Raw genomic sequence first — 15,689 nt, 5'->3', positions numbered from 1 at the left:
GAGCGGCAGAGTTCGGGCAGACGTGTGCGGGATGAGATCGGCGACGACTGGTCAGCGCAGCAGGGACCGCGCCGTCGGCGCCAAACGCAGTTGCTGCACCGGCTCCGACAGCCGCTTCGATAGCGCTGGCTGGACCTGTTCTGCCCACACTGGCGAGCGAGCGAGCACATCGAGGTGCTCATCGAGCCGGCCCGCATTCTCGAACAACGCGAATGAAACGAACACGGTCTCGGTGCGAATCGGAAGCATCGCGAAGGTATTCAGCGCGGGCTCGGTGACGAAGCTGCCGATCAGCGCTGCTCCGGTGTCCTCGAGAACGGGCCGCACTCGGCTGTCGAAGAATTCGGCGAACTCACCGGTCGGGATGTCGGGGTGGTAAATCGTGGCCAGGACACGCGATTGCGGCAACACCGTCGCTTCCACCCCGGGGCGATCGGCAGAGAGCGAGAATCCGGAGGTCGGCGTCGCCGGGTGCAGTAGCAGCGCGTTCGTCGTATCGACCATCGTGGCGCGGGCGGCCGCGGCGTGCGTTTGCCAGGCAGCTCCATCGATATAGAAGGCCGTCAGACTCGCGGTGCGGGCGGTCATGTCACGGAAGGCACGTATCCAGACGAAGCGGTCCGGATCATCCTCGTCGCGGAACTGGGCAATTACGCGGATACCTACGGCCTCTTGGGTTTCCACGAACTCGCGATCGAAAAGGTCGATGAGCGCATCACGGCTGCCCGGTCGCAGCGTGTACTGCCTGAGCTCGACAACCGGCCAGTGGGTTTGAGTCACCATGCCTACGATGCCACTGTCGATAGGCGCATCGCGAGCGATTGGTTGGCCCAGTACTGCAGTGGCAGGTGAGTGGGTGTCCTCGTCACCGGTGCGATAGCGGGCTTGGTGTTGGCGTCGGCGTTGCCAGCCAGATGTATCGGGCACCAGCGTGTGTCGGAGCCACACAGGCGTGAGAGCAGGAGCCTTGCGGACATTTGCCCACCGGGCGGTGTCACTGCCCGTCGCTATGGTCACCGCATGACCCACCCCGCTCCGCACACCTTCGACCAGGTATGGACTCGTTTCCTCCATCTGCTCGGCATGTACTCGCCCGCCTCCGCCGCGACCCTGCGACCTGGCGCCACCGCCGAGCAGATCGCTCACCTGGAAGCTGTCCTGGGTTTCGCGCTGCACCCCGACGTCCGGACACTGCTCGAACATCACAACGGCACCGTGTATTCCGACGGGAATGCCGTTGAAGGCGCCGAATTCCTGCCGATGGGGTACATGCTCGACCCGATCGACCAGATCCTCGCCGGTCATGAATGGCGAACCACCTTCAGCGCCGAGAATCGAGCATCGGGCTTGGGCGAGGAGAGCCTCTATGGCCATGCCCACCAATGGGTTCCGATCGCTCACTCCATCGATGCCGGTATCTTGTTCGTCGAGCACCGCCCCGGACCGGCCTACGGTCACGTCATCGAATTGGGTATCGGTTCGGGCGCTTTCGAAGGCACGCTGTGGGCCAACACGCTGCTCGAATTCTTCGACGCCCTCACTCACTCCCTCGACACCCGCACCCCCTTTCACGGCCAGACCCCCGGCGTGCGGGAGTCGAACCTCACCGAGAAGATCTATTTGCACTGGGACTGGGACTGGGACGAGTGAACCCTCCCCGAGAACCCTTCGTACGAGCCCGGGTAAACCCGGATCAGGGACGTCTCAGGCGGCTCCGTGCCATTCCTGTCCAGCGGATCCACCCGACCCGCCACAAGCCCGGCGCCGCAGGCTACTCGGTGTGAGTGTCCGCGCGGCCCGCGGCAGGACCGGCCTGAAACCGCAGGATCGAAACAATCGAGACTGCCGTCGGGGACATCGACGGTGCTGTGTTCCTCTCGTGCTCACCGGCTGGGGAGGGTGGTGAGGGGTGGGGTTTCGATGGAGCGCGCCTGCTGGATGTTCAAACGTGAAGCGATGGACACGATTTGGATGGTTGCCGCACCGCCGCCCCTGATGTCGGCGAATTCGAACTGGATCGCGTCGGGGTAGCCCTGCTGGTTCTCGAGGGACCATACCCATCGGACGGCGCGGCCGACGGCATCGCGCCAGGGGGCTAGCGCCGCCGCGTCCACGGTGCGCAGGCCACTGTCCTCGATGGCCGCGGTTTCGACCAGTCGCACGGTGTCATCGTCTTCGTGGACGAGCACGGACCATCGTCCGTGCTCGAATTCGAGGTCGATGCGCAGGATGTCGCGGGGCAGATCCGGGTCGAAATGGTAAGTGGCGGCGCGAAGTCGGCCACCCTGTTCAGCGATCGTGGCTCCTACTTCCGACATGGAACCGACTTTCCTCTTGTTGCCGTACTTCTGCGCTTTGACTCCGTTGCTCCAGGGCCAGTGGCTGGCTAGGTGCGGGATCGGTCGGCGTTGCGGGCAGCGAGCCGGGCGGGGATGTTGGTGATCTTTTTGCGCAGGCTGGCTGCGTGCGCGGCCGTGCGGGCCGCCGGGTGAGTGTGCTGGAGGCGCGCAGCAGGTTGTAAGCGACGGCCGCACAGGCCGGATGGGTTCTTCGAATCGCGAACGCCGACATGGTTGTTCGGAAAACGGCGACTTCGACGGAGTTCTTGCTCCGCCGCTGCGGCTGCTCCAGCCACTTCGCGTTCGAGCGATTCGTCAGGGTGCTTTCTGTGAGGTCAGCGGTCGAACTCGCCTCGGGTTGTCGCGGCGGTGAAGGCCGACCATTCGGCTGGGGTGAACACGAGTGCGGGGCCGGATGGGTTCTTCGAATCGCGAACGCCGATAAGGTCGTTGGGAAGAAAGGCGACCTCAACGCAGTTTTCGGCTGCTCCGCTGCGGCTGCTCTTGAACCAGTCGGCACCGGCCAGATCGATGTTCACGCATACTCCTTCGCCATCTGCCTGAGCAAAGCTCGGCTGGCAACAGCATCCATCGCGCTTCGCCGAAGGCTCTCGTACGTTTGATGGTATCGCTGGAGCGTGGCTGATTTCGCAAGATACAAGCTCCCCGTGAAATTTTCCGTGTAGACCACTGGCGGCTCGATCACCTGCCCATGCTTGCCCCTGCCGAACTCGAGGATGACGAACGGGCCAACCGCGACTCCAACGGGAAAACCCGCGTTGAACGGGAGTATCTGCAAGTTCACGTTTGGCCGGGTGCTCATGTCTGCGAGATGCTTCATCTGGGTCTCCATGACATGCGACCCGCCAACCACTCCCCGCAGGACCGACTCCCGAAGGATGACGTCGAGCGCAGCCGGCAGGTACTTGCGGGTGATCCTCGTCTGCCTTCGCATTCGCAACCGCACCCTCCGCGCATGTTCCTCGGGACTGTCGTCAGGGAAGCCGGATCGGATTAGCACGCTCGTATACGCCGGGGTCTGTAACAGCCCTGGCACGAGTTCGGGCTCATAGGTCGTCAGGCGCTGTGCCGATGACTCGAGCCCAACATAGAAGTCGAAGTTCGCCGGTAACAGATCGCCGTATTCACACCACCAGCTCAGCTCGTTTCCTTGTGCCGCAAGCCCTTTCATTGCGGCGGAGTGATCGGCATCGAACTCGTAGATCCGGCACAGCGCATCGATGTCCACATCACGCATTTGGGCCACGCCGCCCTTTTCCATGCGCTGGAGGGTGCTGGCACTGCGCTGGATCAGCTTGGCCGCCTCCTGGAGCGTGAGCCCGCGCCCCTCCCTTCCATCGCGCAGATACTTCCCCAGCTGTCGCCGCGCGAGGGTAGATCCGTCCTCCGACATGCCTGCCTCCCATCAGGATTCACTGTTCGCATCAGGAGATCACGCTGCGATCCTGTCCTGCGGCCACAATGCGGATTTCCATGCGATCAGCACATAACCCCAGGACAGATTGCATCCAGCGGCATATCGCTGGGGGCCATCAGCATCTGCGCGTTCCCGATCCGTGGGTCCCTTACGACCCGCCATGAACCGCTGTGGCGATACACGGTTCCGCGATCGTGCCTGCCGTGTTCACGGCGCTGATCGGCGACCTGCCGCGTGAACTGGTTCGACATCGACGGCGACGGTCCCTACCACTACCGGCACCAATACAACGAATTTCACATCGGCCCCTGCGACCAGTCCACGATCCGCCGCGAAATCACCCGCTGGCACAGCCGATCCCTTGATGCGCCGCTCGAGCGCTCAGGGGGCCGTACCTGCAAACGGCACCGCACGCCGTAGGCCGCACTGAACCTCTGCCCCGCATCGCCGCTGGCGCGTAGCGGCATGAGAGCCTGCGGACAGGCAGGGATACCGGGAACCGGCGTGCCCGCACCGGAACTTCCCAGAGATATGTGCGTGCGCCTATCGGCGGCGGTTCATGCGGCGTGCCCCGAGCAGGAGTGCCAGCACGAGGAAGACGCCGCCTACCAGCAGTAGCGTGCGGGAACCCGCATGCTTGTCGGGCTCATCGGCGGGCTGCGCCTCGTAGCCGGTGTCCTGTGGAGGCGGGGCGGCAAGTCCCACGGTGGCTTTGGCGGATGTGTTCTTGGCTTCGGGAAGCTTGCCGACGGTGGCGTTCTTGGGGAGGGCGAAGCCGTAGTCGAGGAGACGGGCGGCCTGTTCCCATGGGCGCAGCGGCTTCACATCGGCTTTCAGCAGCGTCACCACCAACCTGCGGCCGTCGCGTTGGGCGGCGGCGACGAAGGTCTGCCTGGCGTCGTCGGTGAAGCCGGTCTTACCGCCGATCGCGCCGTCGTAGTCGTAGAGCAGGTGGTTGTCGTTGGCGATGGGGAAGCCCGGGCGGTCTTTGTCGTCAGGGATCTTCGGGTCCTTGGGGAAGCCGGGGAAGTCGACCTGTTCGGTGTGGATGAGTTCGGCGAACAGCGGAATGGTCATCGCCTCGCGGAACAGCACCGACAGGTCGTAGGCCGAGGTGCTCATACCCGGACCGTCGAGTCCGGACGGGCTGGCGGTGCGAGTGTCCAAGGCGTACAACGACTTCGCCAGCTCGTTCATCTTCTGCACGGCGGCGGCGTCACCACCGAGCTGGGTGGCGATGGCGTGCGCGGCGTCGTTGCCCGAGGCCATGATCAGCGCCTGCATGAGTTGGCGGTTGGTATAGCGGCCGCCGGGGCCGATGCCGACCCGGGTGCCGTCGGCATTCGCGTCCTCCTGGGTCCCGGTGACGGTCTTGTCCAGATCGAGGGTCCGCAGCGCGACGGTCGCGAGCAGCACCTTGATCGTGCTGGCCGGCCGGTAACGCCCGTGCGGATCCTTGGCGGCGAGCACCTCACCGGTATCGAGATCCGAGACCTGCCAGGCCGTCGCCGAAATATCCGGCGGTACGGCCGGCGCGCCGCGGGGGATGACAACGCCGCATTCGCCCAGGCGCGAACCCCCGACCGGCGGAATCGGCACAGCCAGCGGTGTCGGCGTCGGTTGGCCCGGTTCCGGCACCTCGGATTCGTCGATCGGATTGGGCGGCTTCGTCTTCTGCGGGCAGCTATCGGTGTTCGGGGTGGCGAACGGCGTCGTCGTGGCGGCGGATGGCGTGGCCTGCGACGGCGTCGCCGCAGCGCCCCAGGTCACTGCGGCAACGGCCAGCACGGTACCGAGGCAGAGCGCGGTGAGGCGGCGAATATCCCGGATTCTCATCGGCGCAGCGCCCACGGAACCGCGATTCGGCCTGGCGAAGAGGCGGAGGTCCCGGATCGTCATCGGCTCAGAGCCTACTGGGTGCGGTGGACCGATGCCGGGCTGGCGCGGCCGTCCAGGTGCGGGTGTGTTCCGGGTATTGACAGACACTAGTAAATGAGAGCTACTATCAAAAAGTTGTTACTATCATTTCTGGAGGGGCTATGACGACAGACTCGACTCGCCGCTGGCTGGCGCTGGGGGCGCTCGCCGTGGCCATGCTGACCATCGGCCTGGATATGACCGTCCTGACGGTCGCGCTGCCCACCCTCGCCATCGACCTGAACGCGAACACCGGCGCGCTGCAGTGGTTCAGCACCGCCTACACGCTGGCGCTCGCGGCCGTGATGGTGCCGGCCGGCGCACTCGGCGACCGCTATGGGCGCAAGAAGCTGCTGCTCGGCGCGCTGGTGCTGTTCGGAGCGGCCTCGCTGGCCTGTGCCTTTGCCGTCAGCGCCGGTCAGCTCATCGCGGCACGGGTGGTGCTCGGCGTCGCGGCGGCGATCATGATGCCGCTATCGATGGCGGTGCTGCCGGTGCTGTTCCCGGACCCGGACGACCGTGCCAAGGCCATGAACATCTGGATCACCTCGACCGCGCTCGGGCTGCCGCTCGGGCCGATTCTCGGCGGCTGGCTGATCGATAACTTCTGGTGGGGTTCGGTATTCCTGATCAATGTCCCGATGGTGGTGATCGGCGCGGCGGCCGTCGCGGCGCTGGTGCCGGAATCACGCAACCCGCAGCAGCGGCCGCTGGATCTGCCGGGCACGGCACTGTCGATCCTCGGAATGCTCGGTGTCACTTACGGATTCATTCGGCTCGGCGATAAGGGCTGGGGCAATGGCCTGGGCTGGGCCGCACTGCTCGGCGGCGCGGCGATAATCGCGGTGTTCATCGGGTGGCAGCGGCGCGCCAGCTTCCCGCTGGTCGATCTGGGCCTGTTCCGCAGCCCGGGCTTCCGCTGGGGCGCGGCGTTCACGGTGATCATCACCTTCGGCATGTTCGGCCTGTTCTTCACCGTGCCGCAGTACTACCAGGCGGTCCTGGGCGTCGACGCGCTCGGCAGCGGGCTGCGGCTGCTGCCGATGATCGGCGGGCTGCTGATCGGTTCGCGGCTGGGGGACCGGCTGCGGCCGAAACTGGGACCGGCGCTCCTGGTGGCCGCGGGTCTGGCAGTGCTGGCGCTGGCCCTCGGCTTGGGCGCGCTGACCGAGCCGGGAACGTCGTATTGGTTCGTCGCCGTCTGGGTCGCGTTGACCGGGGCGGGGATGGGCTTGGCGCTGCCGGTCGGCATGGCGGTCGCGATGGACGATCTCGAGGTGGCCCGCGCGGGGGTCGGCTCGGCACTGCTGCAGGCCATGCGGCAGGCGGCTGGCACCATCGCGGTGGCGCTGCTCGGCACCGTCTTGGCTACCGTGTACCGCGGCGATCTCGGTGCGCTGAATGTCGACCCGGTCGGCGACAGCGTGAATGCCGGTGTGGCGGTGGCGAAGTCGACCGGCAATGCCGCCCTGCTGGAGCAGGTGCAGTCGGCCTTCGTCAGCGGGATGAGCGCGATGCTGTGGGTATGCGCGGCCATCTGCGCCGTGGCGGTACCGCTCGCGCTGCGTGTGCTGCCGCGGCGGGCCGCGGCCGAGGCGGAAAGCGCGGAGGCGATACCGGCGGCACTGGTCGGGGTCGATGGGCCAGAATCGACACATGTCGGTTGAACTGCCCGCGGACGGGACGGCCGCGCAGGGCCTGCGCGAGCGGAAGAAGGAACGGACCCGCCGGACGATTCGCGAAGAAGCGTTCCGGCTGTTCCGTGAGCAGGGATACACCGAGACCACCATCGAGCAGATCGCCGCGGCGGCCGAGGTATCACCGAGCACCTTCTTCCGCTATTTCCCGACCAAGGAACAGCTGGTACTCGCCGACGATCTCGATCCGCTGATGATCGACGCGATACGGGCGCAGCCGCGTGATACCGCGCCGCTGACCGCCTTCCGCAACGCGGTCGCGGAGGTGTTCTCGAAACTGCCACCGGCCGAGCTGGCATTCGAGCAGGAGCGCCAGGCGCTGGTGTATCACGTACCGGAGCTGCGCGCGGCCATCGGATTGGAAATGCAACGCGGTGTCGACCTGATGGCGAGCCTGCTCGCCGAGCATGTGGGTCGGGATCCGGAAGATTTCGAGGTGCGGGTGACAGCCGGTGCCATCGCGGGCATAGCGCTGGGACTATCGCCGCTCGCCCCGCTCAACGCCGAGAACCTCAGTCGGGCACTGGACTTTCTGGAGGCTGGGCTACCGCTCGGCAAGCAATAGCCTGCCGAGCGATGCGAAAGCTTCAGGAGGACTTGGTAACCGGGCACCCGTGTGCCAGCGGGCCGAGCAGCTTGTTGTTGTCGTAGAAGTGCTCGAGCTCCAGGATGCGCAGGTCGTCGCTGACCCTGGCGATGGTCACGCCGAACATCTCGATCAACTCACCGGTCGGCTGGTGGCCCTTGTACTCGCCGTCGTAGCGGCCCCAGTGCCGCCAGCGGAGGGTGACCGCGGGCGGTCCGGCCAGCACCTCGAGCACCTCCCAGAAGAAGCCGTTCGGGAATGCGGTGTGGAAGACGTGGTGCGAGGACTCGAAGGTCTCCTGTTCGACCTCGTAGTACGGGTTGTCGCCGATCAGGATGTTGTAGCTGCCGATCCTGGCGAACTCCTCGGCGTCCTGCCACGGTCCGCCGTTGACCCGGCCGCGGTAGTGCTCGGCCACCAGCGACACCCAGGTCGCCGGATCCTTCTTGTGCGAGACCTCCATCTCGAAGACCCGCACCAGATCCTCGACAATGGCCTCGAGCGAGCCGGCCTCGTGTTTTGTGGTGCGCTCGCGCGGCACGATTTCGTTGGTCAGGTGGTAATCGGGTGCGTTGCCCCGCCAGGCCTCGGCGGGCGTTGCGGCAACCACCGCGTCCCGGCCCTGCAGCCATAGCGGCGTCTCGGGTGTGGAATCCGTTGTATCAACTGTCATCTCGGCTCTCGCCCCTTCAAAGGAGATCGGACGCGAGGCAGGCTAACAGTCGCTCGGTCTGTTGTCGCGGCGTGTCTCGGGGCGTGAGATTCTTCCTAACGCTAGTGTTTCCCAGCAACATTCGAGTTTAAACGATGATGTGTCACATTGCCCCTGTCGCGCACCGCGCGATGCGGCGAATCGTCGTCCATGGTGGCGAAGAAGCCGCCGATCACATCCTCGATCTCCGAGATCGACCGTGCGCAATACAGAATCGGCTGATAGTGCGTGATGTCGTAGACCGCGGTGCCCATCGCCGCGACGTCGATCGGGCGCAGCTCGGCGTGCCGAAACTCCTCGATCTCGCCGTATGAGGAGAGCAATCCCGCTCCGTAGCAACGGATTTCACCCTTCTCCCGAACCACGCCGAATTCCATCGAGAACCAGAAGACATCGGCGAGGAACTTCAGCGCCGTCTCGGTGGTCAATCGGGCCACCGCCGCGCCGACCGTCTCGTAGATGGCGGCGAAGCGCGGGCTGGCGATCTGATTGGCGTGCCCGATGATCTCGTGGATGGCATCGGGCTCCGGGGTGTACAGCGGAGCGGAGTGATGGCGAATGTACTGGGTGGAGTGGAAGACCCGGTCGGCGAAAGAGCCGAAGAATTCGCGCAGCGGCACCAGGCCCGCGGCCGGAACGTAGCGGAATCCGGTCAGCGGAAGCAGTGCCGCGGAGACCTCGTCCAGCTGCGGGATGTGATCGGTCGGCAGCCCGAGCCGGGCTGCGGCCGCGAGCACCTCGGCGGAGGCGTACTTCTGGTGTTTGCGCGCGAGTTCGGCCGACACGATGCGCCACACCTGCTGTTCCTCATCGGTGTAGGCGATATGCGGCAGCGGCTTACCCGGTGCGTAATCCAGTGCCAGCGCGGCGATCGCATTGCGGCGCGTCCGGTAGTCCGGATCGTGTACGCCGGGGTGCTCGTCGCTCAGGTGCACCACGACATCGCCGTCGCCGGACCGGGTGACCGGCGAGTACAGCTGAGCTTCGTTGAACATACCTCGATGCAAGCACCGCCGAGCCGGTGCGACAACAAAAGCCCGCCCAGGTGGTCAAACTGCCTAGCTGGGCGGGCTCCTTCGCGTGATTACCGGCAGTGTGCCGGGCCTTGCGGTGGCGAGCTGATCAGTGGTGGCCGTGCAATGAGTGCACCACCGCGTGGCCCTTGCCGCGCCCGATCATCCACTTGTTGACCGGCGTGGTGAGGACGAACGCGACCACCAGGGAGAAGGCCAGTGTCGCCCAGAACATGACGGTGTCCAGGTGTGCGTCCATGGCGCCGGGCACGGCGAGAATGACGGCATTGTCGACGATCTCCATGACCGTGATCGACACGGTGTCGGCGGCGAGCGCCGTGGTGACCGCCGCGGCCAGTGGCAGACCGGCCCGCAGCACGCCGCGCATGGTCAGCGCGTAGCCGAAGAAGAATGCCAGCACGATGGCCAGCACCATCGTCGCGGTGTTGTTCCAGCCGAGCGCGGTGCCGATCACCATGCCGAGAATTTCGCCGATGGCGCAGCCGGTGAGGCAGTGCAGGGTGGCTTGCGCGGCCATCCGCCACGACGCCGGAGCGTGCTGCCCGGTGTTCGCGTGAGCAGTGTGCGCCGTGGTTGCCGTCTGCGAGGAATGTGCTGCGTGCCCGGCGTGTTCGTGGTGATCGCCGTGCGTTCCGTGCTCGTGCTCCATGGGTGGAACTCTACCCCCGTAGGGTAATTAGGTAAATCCGGGCTTCGACGTTGTATCCGATTTGCCGCACATGAGCGGGCGGCATAAAGCAATATGGCGAATGTACGAAGGAGGGCGCATGAAATCCGTGCGGATCGATCTCGACCAGAAACTGCTCGCCGCCGCTGCCGCCATCATGGGCACGTCGACGAGCAGCGCCACCATCAACGAGGCGCTGCGCCGAATCGTTGTGCACGAGCGGCAACTTCACCATCTGGAGCGTTTGGCCTCCGGTGTGCTGTGTGCCCTGCCCGGCCCGGAGGTGATCACGGCAGACAGCTGACCGGTCGGTTTACTGAACCGGGCAGCGCAGCCCATCCCGAGGCGGGGTCAGCTCGATCAGGTACTTCAGCACCGGTTCGTCCACGCATTTGACGCCGTCGAGGAACGAACCGTGTTGAACGCCTTCATAAGTGACCAGGACCGCGCCCAACGCCCGGGCGAGATTCGTCGCGCCCGAATAGGGCGTAACCGGATCACCGGTGGAAGAGACGACCACCACCTTCGGCAGCCCGATCACCGTGGGAACGTGCGGGCGGCTGGTCGGGGGAACCGGCCAGAATGCGCAGGCGTCGAGGGGAACCCACTCGCTCGGGTGGCCGCTGTCGAAGGCGGGGGCGGCGGCGCGGACGCGGCGGTCGAGTTGCAGTGCGCTGTCCCGATCGGTGATCCGCTCATCGTCGAGGCAGCGCACGGCGGTCTTGTAACCGGCATCGATCGCCTCGGGCGCGAGATAGCCGTCGGCCAGGGTGAGCAGGATGTCGCCGTTGCCCTTGGTCAGTTCGGTCAGGCCGCGGGTCAGCACGGGCCAGGCCTTCGAGGTGTACATCGTCGAGATCACCGCGGTCGAGGCATCGGAGTAGTCGAGGCCGCGGCCGTCGCTGGTGCTGGCGGGCCGGGCGGTCAATGGACGCAGCAGTGCGGCCATGCGCTCGGATGCCCTGGTCGGATCGGTGCCGATCGGGCAGCCCGGCGCCTTGACGCAGTCCGCGGCGTAGGCGTCGAAGGCATGCTGCAGGCCCGTGTAGACGATGACCGGATCGGCGATATTCGTGGCCGGATCGGCCGCGCCGTCGAGGACCATGGCCCGGACCCGGTCCGGGAACAGCTCGGCATAGGTCGAGCCGAGCCGGGTGCCATAGGAGACGCCGAAGTAGGTCAGCTTCTCCTCGCCGAGCAGCGCTCGGATGATGTCGAGATCGGCGGCGGATTCACGGGTTCCGACATGTGACAGCAGCTCCAATCCGGTGCGCTGCACGCATTTGGCCGCCAGATTCATGCTGTCGTGTTCGGCATGCGACATCCAGAAGGGCAGGTATTCGGCGCTGTGACCGGCACGTTCGGCCGCCAATTCCGCGGGGGTGTCGCAGACCAGCTTCGGGGTCGACGCGCCGAGCCCGCGCAGATCGATGCCGATCACATCGAAGCGTTCGGCCAGCGGTGTCTGCGCGAGTTCGGCGGGCAGTGTCAGGCCGATACCGCCCGGACCGCCCGGATTGGTCAGGATCGATGCCACCTTCGTCCCGCGTGCCCGCAATCGTGAGATCGCGACGCGCGCCGTTCTGCCATCGGGCGCGGCGTAATCGATGGGTACCGCGACCCGAGCGCATTCGAGTCCGGCCGTGGTGAGATCCGCACCGCCGTCGAAGCTTTCGCACGAGCCCCACACCAGTGTCTGGCGGTAGTACTTGCCCAGACCCGGGGTGTTGTCGAGGCGCGGACTCTGCACCGTCTCGGGCTGTGCGCCGCAGGCGGCCGCGAGTACGAGTGCCGCGGCGAGCCAAGCCGGTTGTCCGATTCGCCGCGCACTCCGATTGCGCCAGTTCAGCATTCGATCCCCATCGTCGGAACTGCTCGCCTCAGTCTGCCCGACCCGGTGACGGTGCGCAGGCCGTGGTCGCGGTCGCAGCCGGACCACGGCCGACCTGTCGGTGGCGGCTGGCATGATGCGGGAATCGCACCGCATTCGAGGGGGATTGATGTCGGTACCCATCGCCAAACTGCCATTCGATCAGCGGCCGCGGGAGCGGCTGCTCACCCTCGGCCCGCACGCGCTCAGCGATAGCGAGTTGCTCGCCGTACTGCTGCGCCAAGGGCGGCGCGGGGAGAGCGTGCTGGATATGGCGGCCGAACTGCTCGCCGAGCACGGCGGTATCGCCGGTTTGGCGGCCGCGCGGCCCGAGGAGCTATCGCGGCGGGCGGGCGTCGGGGTGGCCAAGGCCGCGGCGATCATCGCCGCCTTCCATCTCGGCAGCAGAGCGCGCGACCGCCCGGACACCGCACCGCGCCTGGACGGGGCCGCCGATATCGTCCGGGTCGCGCTGCCGCTGTTCACCGGCGCCCGGGTGGAACGGCTCCTGGTGCTGGTGTGCGATGCCCAGAACCGATTGCGGCACAAGGTATTCGTCGCCGAGGGCGCGATCGATCGGGTCGCCGTCCCGGTCCGCGAAATCCTGAACACCGTGCTGCGCCACGATGGCCGATCCTTCGCCGTGGTCCACAACCACCCCTCCGGCGATCCGGCCCCCAGCTTCGATGACCGCCGCGCGACCACCCTCCTGCTCGAATCCGCCCGCACCGTCGGCCTGCGCTTCCTTGACCACCTGGTGATCGCGGGCGCGGGGTGGGCCAGCGCCACCCCACTGACCAGGTCCAGCGAATGACGCGACCGCGGAAACGACGAAGGCCGTCTTCATCTTTCGATGAAGACGGCCTTCGGGGTGGCCTTGGTCAGCGGGCGAAGAGCAGAGCGCGCTTGACTTCCTGGATGGCCTTGGTGACCTCGATACCGCGGGGGCAGGCCTCGGTGCAGTTGAAGGTGGTGCGGCAGCGCCAAACGCCTTCGACATCGTTGAGGATGTCGAGGCGTTCGCGGGCGCCTTCGTCACGGCTGTCGAAGATGAAGCGGTGTGCGTTCACGATCGCGGCCGGGCCGAAGTAGCTGCCGTCGCTCCAGTACACGGGGCAGGAGGTGGTGCAGCAGGCACACAGGATGCACTTGGTGGTGTCGTCGAAGCGGGCGCGGTCGGCCTGGCTCTGGATGCGCTCACGGGTCGGCTCGTTACCCGAGGTGATCAGATAGGGCTTCACGGCACGGAACGCGTCGAAGAACGGCTCCATGTTCACCACGAGGTCCTTCTCCACGGGCAGGCCGCGGATCGGCTCGACGGTGATGGTGAGGCTCTTGCCGCCCTTGGGCAGCATGTCCTTCATCAGCACCTTGCAGGCCAGCCGGTTGACACCGTTGATCCGCATGGCGTCCGAACCGCAGACACCGTGTGCGCAGGAGCGGCGGAAGGTGAGCGTGCCGTCCAGGTAGGACTTGATGTAGATGAGCACGTTCAGGAACCGGTCGGTCGGCAGCACCGGCACCTGGAAGGTCTCCCAGTGCGCGCCCTTATCGTCCTCCGGGTTGAACCGGGCGATCTTCACGTCGACCATGACCGAGCCCTCGGGGACCGGTGCGGACTTCTGCGGGGGTGTTTCGAGTACGGAAGTCATCAGTACTTACGCTCCATCGGCTCGTAGCGGGTCTGCACCACCGGCTTGAAGTCGAGGCGGATATCGGAGATGAGCTCCGACCCCTCCTTGTAGGCCATCGTGTGCCGCATGAAGTTCACGTCGTCGCGGTCCGGGTAGTCCTCGCGGGCGTGGCCGCCGCGCGATTCCTTGCGGTTGAGCGCGCCGACCACGGTGACCTCGGCCAGCTCCAGGAGAAAGCCGAGCTCGACGGCCTCGAGCAGGTCGCTGTTGTAGCGCTTGCCCTTGTCCTGCACCGTGATTCGGGTGTAGCGCTCCTTGAGCGCGTGGATATCGGTGAGCGCCTGCTTGAGCGTGTCCTCGGTGCGGAACACGGCGGCGTTCATATCCATCGTGTACTGCAGCTCGGTGCGGATATCGGCAACGCGCTCGTTGCCGTGGTCCGACAGCAGCATGGCCAGCCAGTCCTGGACCATCTGCGCCGGGTTCTCCGGCATGTCGACGAACTCGGTGCGCAGGGCATGTTCGGCGGCGGCGATACCGGAGCGACGGCCGAAGACGTTGATGTCCAGCAGCGAGTTGGTGCCCAGCCGGTTGGAGCCGTGCACCGACACGCACGCGCACTCACCGGCGGCGTACAGGCCGGGCACCACATCGGTGTTGTTGCGCAGCACCTCACCGCGGATCCGGGTCGGAATGCCACCCATCACGTAGTGACAGGTCGGCATGACCGGCACCAGTTCCTTCACCGGGTCCACGCCCAGGTAGGTGCGGGCGAATTCGGTGATGTCGGGCAGCTTCTCCTCGAGCACATCCTCGCCCAGGTGGGTCACGTCGATGTAGACGTAGTCCTTGTTCGGTCCGGCGCCGCGGCCCTCGAGCACCTCGAGCACCATCGAGCGGGCGACGATGTCACGCGGCGCGAGGTCCTTGATGGTGGGGGCGTAGCGCTCCATGAAGCGCTCACCGCTGGCATTGCGCAGGATGCCGCCCTCACCGCGGACCGCCTCCGAGATCAGAATGCCGAGACCGGCGAGACCTGTCGGGTGGAACTGGTGGAACTCCATGTCCTCCAGCGGCAGACCCTTGCGGAACACGATCGCCATACCGTCACCGGTCAGCGTGTGCGCGTTCGAGGTGGTCTTGTACATCCGGCCGGAGCCGCCGGTGGCGAAGATGATCGACTTCGCGTGGAAGACGTGCAGGTCGCCGGTGGCCAGCTCGTAGGCGACCACACCGGTCGCCACCGGACCGCGGTCGGTCTCGGACATGACCAGGTCGAGCACATAGAACTCGTTGAAGAACTCCACGTCGTGCTTGACGCAGTTCTGGTACAGCGTCTGCAGGATCATGTGGCCGGTGCGGTCGGCGGCGTAGCACGCGCGGCGGACCGGGGCCTTACCGTGATCGCGGGTGTGACCGCCGAAGCGCCGCTGGTCGATCTTGCCCTCGGGCGTCCGGTTGAACGGCAGACCCATCTTCTCCAGGTCCATCACCGCATCGATGGCCTCCTTGGCCATGATCTCCGCGGCGTCCTGGTCGACCAGGTAGTCACCACCTTTGACGGTGTCGAAGGTGTGCCATTCCCAGTTGTCCTCTTCGACATTGGCCAGTGCGGCGCACATGCCGCCCTGTGCCGCGCCGGTGTGGCTGCGGGTCGGGTAGAGCTTGGTCAGGACGGCGGTGCGGGCCCGGGGACCGGCCTCGATCGCCGCGCGCATACCGGCGCCACCGGCACCGACGATGACGACGTCGTAGCGGTGCTCCTGAATCCGGGATTCACTCATCGAGTTCGCCT

At 66.1% G+C, this 15,689-nt stretch carries 17 protein-coding genes and 1 pseudogene; 6 read left to right on the top strand and 12 right to left on the bottom strand.

The features are described from left to right. Window positions 1-51: 51 nt before the first annotated feature. Entirely contained in the window at window positions 52-1,029 is a 978-nt protein-coding gene (locus ACQP2D_RS38325) for an NIPSNAP family protein (protein WP_433680798.1), read from the bottom strand. Between ACQP2D_RS38325 and ACQP2D_RS38320 the strand changes: the two genes are divergently transcribed. Beyond that, entirely contained in the window at window positions 1,021-1,650 is a 630-nt protein-coding gene (locus ACQP2D_RS38320; protein WP_433680797.1) for an SMI1/KNR4 family protein, read from the top strand. The genes ACQP2D_RS38325 and ACQP2D_RS38320 overlap by 9 nt on opposite strands. A 233-nt stretch (window positions 1,651-1,883) precedes the next feature. Here ACQP2D_RS38320 and ACQP2D_RS38315 read toward each other — a convergent pair whose 3' ends face one another. The 4 genes and pseudogenes from ACQP2D_RS38315 to ACQP2D_RS38300 form a co-directional block, all read right to left on the bottom strand. Beyond that, window positions 1,884-2,318 (bottom strand): DUF6334 family protein, encoded by a 435-nt coding sequence (locus ACQP2D_RS38315; RefSeq protein ID WP_433685891.1) that lies wholly within the window; start codon window positions 2,316-2,318, stop codon window positions 1,884-1,886. A gap of 45 nt (window positions 2,319-2,363) precedes the next feature. Further along, a pseudogene (locus ACQP2D_RS38310) lies at window positions 2,364-2,535 on the bottom strand (IS1380 family transposase); the annotation flags it as partial. A 139-nt stretch (window positions 2,536-2,674) separates the two neighbouring features. Next, complete coding sequence (locus tag ACQP2D_RS38305) at window positions 2,675-2,878, bottom strand: DUF397 domain-containing protein (protein ID WP_433680796.1); 204 nt, start codon at window positions 2,876-2,878, stop codon at window positions 2,675-2,677. After that, a complete protein-coding gene (locus ACQP2D_RS38300) occupies window positions 2,875-3,753 on the bottom strand; it encodes a helix-turn-helix domain-containing protein (protein WP_433680795.1) in 879 nt (292 codons plus the stop codon). Before ACQP2D_RS38300 ends, ACQP2D_RS38305 begins: the two co-directional genes overlap by 4 nt. A gap of 258 nt (window positions 3,754-4,011) precedes the next feature. Here ACQP2D_RS38300 and ACQP2D_RS38295 point away from each other — a divergent pair, with 258 nt between their 5' ends. Further along, a complete protein-coding gene (locus tag ACQP2D_RS38295) occupies window positions 4,012-4,197 on the top strand; it encodes a hypothetical protein (RefSeq protein WP_433680794.1) in 186 nt (61 codons plus the stop codon). A 123-nt stretch (window positions 4,198-4,320) separates the two neighbouring features. Here the strand turns inward: ACQP2D_RS38295 and ACQP2D_RS38290 are convergent, their stop codons facing one another. After that, the gene (locus tag ACQP2D_RS38290) at window positions 4,321-5,613 is read right to left on the bottom strand and encodes a serine hydrolase (RefSeq protein ID WP_433680793.1); all 1,293 of its coding nucleotides are present in this window, start codon (window positions 5,611-5,613) and stop codon (window positions 4,321-4,323) included. A gap of 203 nt (window positions 5,614-5,816) precedes the next feature. Here ACQP2D_RS38290 and ACQP2D_RS38285 point away from each other — a divergent pair, with 203 nt between their 5' ends. Then, on the top strand, window positions 5,817-7,361 hold the full coding sequence (locus tag ACQP2D_RS38285; RefSeq protein ID WP_433680792.1) for an MFS transporter: 1,545 nt from the start codon (window positions 5,817-5,819) through the stop codon (window positions 7,359-7,361). Continuing rightward, the gene (locus ACQP2D_RS38280; protein ID WP_433680791.1) at window positions 7,351-7,956 is read left to right on the top strand and encodes a TetR family transcriptional regulator; all 606 of its coding nucleotides are present in this window, start codon (window positions 7,351-7,353) and stop codon (window positions 7,954-7,956) included. The genes ACQP2D_RS38285 and ACQP2D_RS38280 overlap by 11 nt, the downstream gene beginning before the upstream one ends. Window positions 7,957-7,978: 22 nt before the next feature. Here ACQP2D_RS38280 and ACQP2D_RS38275 read toward each other — a convergent pair whose 3' ends face one another. From ACQP2D_RS38275 to ACQP2D_RS38265, 3 genes are all read right to left on the bottom strand, one after another. Next, complete coding sequence (locus ACQP2D_RS38275; RefSeq protein ID WP_433680790.1) at window positions 7,979-8,650, bottom strand: ester cyclase; 672 nt, start codon at window positions 8,648-8,650, stop codon at window positions 7,979-7,981. Window positions 8,651-8,751: 101 nt separating this feature from the next. Continuing rightward, on the bottom strand, window positions 8,752-9,684 hold the full coding sequence (locus ACQP2D_RS38270) for a phenylalanine 4-monooxygenase (RefSeq protein ID WP_433680789.1): 933 nt from the start codon (window positions 9,682-9,684) through the stop codon (window positions 8,752-8,754). Window positions 9,685-9,811: 127 nt separating this feature from the next. Beyond that, window positions 9,812-10,372, bottom strand: coding sequence for a DUF4396 domain-containing protein (locus ACQP2D_RS38265; RefSeq protein ID WP_433680788.1), 561 nt, complete (start codon window positions 10,370-10,372; stop codon window positions 9,812-9,814). Window positions 10,373-10,490: 118 nt separating this feature from the next. Here ACQP2D_RS38265 and ACQP2D_RS38260 point away from each other — a divergent pair, with 118 nt between their 5' ends. Next, entirely contained in the window at window positions 10,491-10,694 is a 204-nt protein-coding gene (locus ACQP2D_RS38260; RefSeq protein ID WP_354960944.1) for a type II toxin-antitoxin system VapB family antitoxin, read from the top strand. A gap of 9 nt (window positions 10,695-10,703) precedes the next feature. On the opposite strand, the gene ACQP2D_RS38255 is transcribed toward ACQP2D_RS38260, so the two are convergent. Then, window positions 10,704-12,242: an alpha/beta hydrolase gene (locus ACQP2D_RS38255; RefSeq protein ID WP_433680787.1), complete on the bottom strand. Its 1,539-nt coding sequence runs from the start codon at window positions 12,240-12,242 to the stop codon at window positions 10,704-10,706. 148 nt (window positions 12,243-12,390) lie between these two features. Here ACQP2D_RS38255 and ACQP2D_RS38250 point away from each other — a divergent pair, with 148 nt between their 5' ends. Further along, window positions 12,391-13,074: a JAB domain-containing protein gene (locus ACQP2D_RS38250; protein WP_433680786.1), complete on the top strand. Its 684-nt coding sequence runs from the start codon at window positions 12,391-12,393 to the stop codon at window positions 13,072-13,074. Between the two features lie 67 nt (window positions 13,075-13,141). Here the strand turns inward: ACQP2D_RS38250 and ACQP2D_RS38245 are convergent, their stop codons facing one another. Both ACQP2D_RS38245 and sdhA read right to left on the bottom strand, forming a co-directional pair. Then, on the bottom strand, window positions 13,142-13,912 hold the full coding sequence (locus tag ACQP2D_RS38245) for a succinate dehydrogenase iron-sulfur subunit (protein ID WP_433680785.1): 771 nt from the start codon (window positions 13,910-13,912) through the stop codon (window positions 13,142-13,144). Beyond that, window positions 13,912-15,678: a succinate dehydrogenase flavoprotein subunit gene (gene sdhA / locus ACQP2D_RS38240; protein ID WP_433680784.1), complete on the bottom strand. Its 1,767-nt coding sequence runs from the start codon at window positions 15,676-15,678 to the stop codon at window positions 13,912-13,914. Before sdhA ends, ACQP2D_RS38245 begins: the two co-directional genes overlap by 1 nt. Window positions 15,679-15,689 lie beyond the last annotated feature (11 nt).

This window comes from Nocardia sp. CA-119907 (genome assembly GCF_050955995.1).
Classification (GTDB): Bacteria; Actinomycetota; Actinomycetes; order Mycobacteriales; family Mycobacteriaceae; genus Nocardia.
Note: the sequence above shows the minus strand (reverse complement) of the source record. Positions and strands in the feature narration are given on the sequence as shown.